General features: G+C 52.2%; 2 protein-coding genes. Both read right to left on the bottom strand.

Annotated elements, in window-relative coordinates; genetic code table 11:
• On the bottom strand, positions 1 to 3,331 hold a 3,331-nt coding region (locus PN477_RS12710; RefSeq protein ID WP_272121371.1), incomplete at its 3' end, for a DUF4347 domain-containing protein.
• Between the two features lie 158 nt (positions 3,332 to 3,489).
• Entirely contained in the window at positions 3,490 to 5,478 is a 1,989-nt protein-coding gene (locus tag PN477_RS12705; RefSeq protein WP_272121369.1) for an ATP-binding protein, read from the bottom strand.
• Between the last annotated feature and the right edge of the window lie 542 nt (positions 5,479 to 6,020).

The following is a 6,020-nucleotide window of genomic DNA, read 5'->3' as shown; positions in this document are numbered from 1 at the left end:
TTAAAGGACTCGCTGTCGCTCGATTTGTTTGTTGGTGCAAATTCATCTCGCCACTAAAAGGCACGTCCGCCGTTACCTTCGGTAACTCTACTCGGACTCGCTTTATAGTGGGAGTCTTCTTTGCACATTTAAGATAAAGGGCGGCAAAGGGCAGCGATCGCAGCCCCGCATCGGCAATAATCGCCAGGTTATCAATGCCGCGATCGCCCAAATCCACCTCCAAGGGCGCGATTAACCATTCATTTAACTGCTGGGCGGCTGACCAATAGGCATTGTCCTGACGGGTAATGCTCCGGGTCAACCGACGAGTGACCGCAAGGACTTGCGATCGCGTCACCCCCGGCACTCGTTTTAAAATCGGTTCCCCCGTCGCCGTCACCACCACCAACTGCAACTCATCGGACTGGGCCCGATTCCGTGCCGCCACCTGCGCCAATTCCAGCACAAACAACTCTAACTGCGTCGTAGCTAGCAGCGATCGCGCCATGGCATCGCTGGTTTCTACCGTCGTCGGCACAAAGGTGAAATATGCGATCGCCGGATCTTGGCCGGTCTCCTGAGCAATGGTCTGCAAAGCCGCCTGAATCTCACCCAAACTCGGAGGGTTGACCTCACCCAAATTGTAATAACCGGTATAGCCTTGGCTCACCGTTCCATCCAACTCCTCAACCATCGGATCAAATAAACTCGTCCCCTCCCTCGGTTCAGAGGTCAGCGTGTCAGGATTAATCAACCGCTCTGCATCTTGATCCTCACAGTAGGACGGACACCCATCGGGTTGCGGGGCGGACGGGAGGGGGGCAGGAGGCGGGGGCGGGGCCGGGGTCACTTGCAATTCAAACGCCCCCAGATCAACGCGGCTATTACTAATCCGGGTATTGCCTAACTGATCCGTTGTGACCGTAGTTAAACCATTGTTCCCCGCATCCAGGGCCGGACTCCCGGCAAGGAGCGCATGGGTTTGGGTGGGGCCGCCGTTATTTTGTAAGGGGCCAAGGCGAGGATCAACGCCGATTAAGTTCATCGGTGCAAATGTGCCCGCACCACTGGCAGAACCGATTAAGTTCGAGTCAATGACGCTACGGGTAAAGACACCTGGCGTGAAGGCGATATCTGCGCCGGTGGGGGCGATATTTTGCGCCACAATCGAGTTTGTGGCGGTGAGCTTGGCGATAGCAGCAGGGGAGAGCGTGATCCCGCCGCCGGAAATGCCGGCTTGATTGAAGGCGATCGTGCTGTTGCGCAGGGTGAGATGACCGGATGCTGCAAGGCCGCCGCCGTTATTAGTGGCGATATTTCCGGAAACGGTGGTGTTAATCAGACTGGCATTCTGGGTGAAAATCCCTCCCCCATCACTATTACTGCGGTTATTGCTGAGGGTGGAATTTGAAACCGTGATGGCATTCGCCGCAGGGTTGGCGGAGGCAATACCGCCGCCTTGTTGTTGAGCGATGTTGCCCGATAGGGTTGAATTGTGGATCGTGATCACAGACGTGGCATCCCCATAAATTCCGCCGCCTTGCTGGGTCACGGTATTGTTGACAATCTGGGAATTTTCGAGGTTTAGGGTGCTGTTGCTCAGATTGACCCCTCCTCCGTTACTGAGACCCCCCGCGTTAGCATTTTGCAGGGTGATGTTGCTGAGGTTGAGGGTGCTGTCTTCAACGAAAAAGATTGACTCTTGTTGATTACCGTCAATGATGATTTGATTGCCGCCATCAATGGTGAGGGTTTTGGAACTAAATCTGAGAGAACTAGCATCCCAGCCTGCTTCTCGGTTAAGGGTGATTGTTCCCGCTACATTAAACACAATCGAATCCCCGGAGGTAGCAAGATTAATTCTGTCTCGGAGGGAACCTGTGCCGGTGTTGTTGAGGTTGGTGACGGTTTGGGTGGCGAGTTTGCCGTCCCAGGTGGCGAGGGTGTTGGCGTGGAAGGGGGTGCGGGGTTGGATCGGTTGGGTTTGGTATTCTAAGACCCAATCGCCGCCATAATTGGCGCTGCCGGTGGCGTTGGTGGAGGCGGCGATCGCAGTCCCCGTTGAAGCCGCGATCGCATTGACAAAGGCTTCACCCGTTGCCCCCAAGGCCGTAAAACAGCTATAGAGCAACAAACTCGCTTCCGGGGTCAACGCTGCCCCCCATTGCTGTAACTGAGCGTGATAGTCCCCCACATTGGCCGCCGTGATCCAGGTATCGCCCAGCCAAATATTGCCCTGATTTCCTTCGGCGATGATGTTGAGTTGATCCACCGGGTCAGGCACGCGATCGAGGGTGGCTTGGACGGCATCGAGGCCAGAGCGATCGCGCCCCACAATGCGGCTAATCGTGCCCGCCGTTCCCCCGTAAAGGAGCGCGTAGGGATCATCCACCCGTACATCAATCATTGACACCGCCCAAGGATCACCCAACGTTTCCGGAAATAGGGCCACGGTGGGATAATAGCCATCCTCCGTGAGGATCAATTCAGGATCGAGGGTCGAAACCCGCGTGGCCGCCATCAGATCAACGCTTTGGCCGCGAATCTGGCCCGTATTCTCCACCGTCCCCGCCGCACCCGTCAGCCATTGCGCCATGTCCACCGAGCGAATCAGCCCTGAAGCCGCGATCGCCTCTCGTTCGAGTTCCACACTCAACAACATTCCCGGCTCCGACAAGCGCACCCGACTCGTTCCCGGCACTGCCGCGATCGTCACCTGCTGCCCGGCGATCGCGCCCTGATTTGCCACCGTACCGCCCAACAGTTGCACAGTCCCCGGTGCGCTTAGGGTTCCCAGGTTAACAATGCCCCCCAGTTCCGTCTGCAAAAAGGAAAATTGATTGGGATTTCCCGTTAACGCCCCGTAATCATTCGCCCCCGTCGCGTTAAACCACCCCCCCGCAAACCCGATCCGATCCGCCGTCGTCGCCGTGAAACTCCCCGGCACATCCAGCCGCGCCCCCGCCCCAAACATAATCCCCGCCGGATTGATCAGGTACAGATTCGCATCACTGCCCACCACTTGCAGTAGGCCGTTAATCTGGGACAGTTCGCCCCCGGTCACTCGCCCCAAAATATTTGTGATCTCACTGGTGCTGAGGAATTGCGCGATCGCCCCCGCATCCAACCCCAACCGCTGAAAACTATGGAACAGATTCGCCCCGGCTTGGGTTCCCCCCAGGATTTGGTAGGTTTGCCCGTCCTGCTGCACCACCGTCCCCGTCCCGTCTGGGGTCGCGGTGATCGTCTGGGCGGCAACGGGCCAGGGGGGCGCGATCGCCAGTCCCAACGACGCGATCAACCAGGGTCTGAGGTGCGATCGTAAACCGGTTAGGGATAGATTCGCGTCCATAAAAAGTCCCGATAACAACTAGCGACACAACGATGTCACTCTCTTATGATCCATTCAGTTCACGTTCAATTCACAAGTAGAGCAGATGTGTCTACGAAAATTGTAAGTCTGCACCAAACGAACAGCAGGATACCCTCACGATTCTTTGCACATCTCCATCACAGCAACGGTGGATTGAGGGGTAAACAAACGGTAAACGTTGTGCCTTGGTTGAGATGGCTTTCACAGCTAATCGTGCCGTGATGTAAATCCACGGCTCGCTTGACGATCGCCAATCCTAACCCTGTCCCCGGAATATCACCAACATTTTTGGCCCGGTGAAACGGTTCAAATAAATGGGGTATCGCCTCAGGAGGAATCCCAATTCCTTGATCTGAAATAACCAGTTGTAAATGATGCTCAGTAACTGTTACAGTTAGCGTCACCGGCTGATGATTAGCCGCATATTTAAACGCATTGCTCATCAAATTTACCAAGATATGACGTAAAAGATTTTGATCGATGGGGGCATAAACAGAGCCATCAAATTGCAGTGTGAACGGGGGAGCCTCACAACTTAAACTCAAAAGATCGCGACTAACATTTTCGCAAAATTCTTTAACATTGAAACATTGAGGAACAGCATTTAAGGCATCTGCATCGGCTTGACTGAAGACTAAAATATCCTCAAGGAGGGATAGAATCCGCTGACTATTGCGTAAAATTCGCTCGTATTGTTCCCGCCGTTGCTCCGCATTGAAGCGATGCTCAAACTGGTGCATGAGTTTTGTTGCTGCGATGATCACCGTTAAGGGGGTGCGAAACTCATGGGATGCGATGGTGATAAATTCAGATTTAAGGTCAAGGAGTTCTTTTTCTTTTGCGATCGCATTGAGCAGATTTTGTTCGTTACGCTTACGATCGGTGATGTTTCGACCGATGCCAATAATGCCTAAAACATCACCATTTTTGTCCATAAAAGGCGTTTTGATGATGTCTAGTAATAATTGTGTATGTGTGTTATCACGATATACTGCCCATTCTTCATAATGCTGAGTCGTTCGCGTTTGTAAAACCTGTTGATCTCGTTCTTGGAATCGTTGAGCTGTGGCATCCGAAAAAAAGTCTTGATCAACACAGTTCAAAATTCTGTCTTTGGGGCGATTTAAATAGTCGGCAAAGGCTTGATTACAGCCTAAATATCGGCTCTCTCGATCCTTGTAAAAAATTAAGTCGGGAATGGAGTCCATTAAACATTGTAAAAAGGCCCGTTCTTGGGCGAGAATATTGCGATCGCGAACGCGATCGCTCACATCCCGAATAATCATCAAAACTTCGTCATCACCACACACAACAATCTGCGCTTCTTCATGACAAATTTTCCCCGATGGTAGTTGCAGGCTATAGTCATACTTCTGCATTTCGCCTGTGTCTAATGCTCGGTGAATGTAGAAAAGTCGCTCATTTGCTGCCTCTAACGGAAGAACCTCATGGGGATTTTTCCCTTTTAATTGCTGGATGGGACACACAAGTTCAAGACTGCTACTATTCACCACATCTAAAATAATGCCTTCCCGATTAATGTGAATCAATAAATCTGGTAGCACATTGACAAGGGCCTGTAGTTTTGTTGTGCTCTGCTGCAAGGCGTGGCTTTGATGATGAACCTGAAGTTCTAGGGCTTGGATTTGTTGGTAGAGTTTGAGATCTGCCGTGGCCCATTGCTTGGACTCCTCAGACCACAAAAGCATTGTGGTGGCGGCGGATTCCGCTAGCACATCATCTTGAATCATGGCAAACAGGGCGTTCTGGGGAATAATGCCCGTGAGTCGAGAGGCTGCGTCTACAATCGGCACACTGGGGAGATTGTGGGTACTAAACCAGCGGGCGAGGGCGGCGGGGGTTTGGGCTTCGGTGGCACTCAGGGCTGGCGGGGGATTGGCCATGATCGCGGCAACGGGGGTGGTGGCGATCGCCTTCATATCGGGCTGTTGTAGGAGCCACTCTAGAATGATCCGCTCGGAAATCATTCCGATCAGTTGGTGTTCCGGCGTGGTTACCCAGAGTAATGGGTGATGCAATTGATGCATGGTTGCGATCGCCTCTGCTACGGAGCAATTAGGCGCAAAAGTTGGAGGGGCAGGATGCAATAATGAATCGACAAGCATTAAACCTTGGTTCAGCCACAATGATTAGCTCACTCTATCTACGTTAATTCATGAACCCTAAAATTTGGTAAAATCAAACATAATTGATCAGTCTTTTAAAGATTAGAAATAATACTCAAATCATTTCATGAACGAGGAATGATAGAAGGATTTGCCGACAGTCCTGATCTTCGCGGGAAGAAAGAGCTAGGGAGTGGGGGAATGTGTCGCGAGAGGATGTTCTCATTCTTTGGCCTGCGCACTTTGGGCTACTGCTTATCCACAACTTTTCAATGTTGACCTCGTCTGCACTTGATCCCTCTCTCCGTCAGCTACTGCTTATACATAATGTTCAAATGTTGGCCTCGTCTGCGTTTGATCCCCCTAAATCCCCCTTTTTAAGGGGGACTTTTTTTGCGTTCCCCCCTTTTTAAGGGGGGCTAGGGGGGATCGAGAGAAGGTGAACATCGTTAAGAGCAGTTTGTGTATAAGCAGTAGCTCCATCAGGGTAGCGAGCTAGAAGCTCGCACGACATTGGATTCCAGGTGGATAGGCGTGAGCCT

This window comes from Spirulina subsalsa CS-330 (assembly GCF_028330765.1).
Classification (GTDB): Bacteria; Cyanobacteriota; Cyanobacteriia; order Cyanobacteriales; family Spirulinaceae; genus Spirulina; species Spirulina subsalsa_A.
Note: the sequence above shows the minus strand (reverse complement) of the source record. Positions and strands in the feature narration are given on the sequence as shown.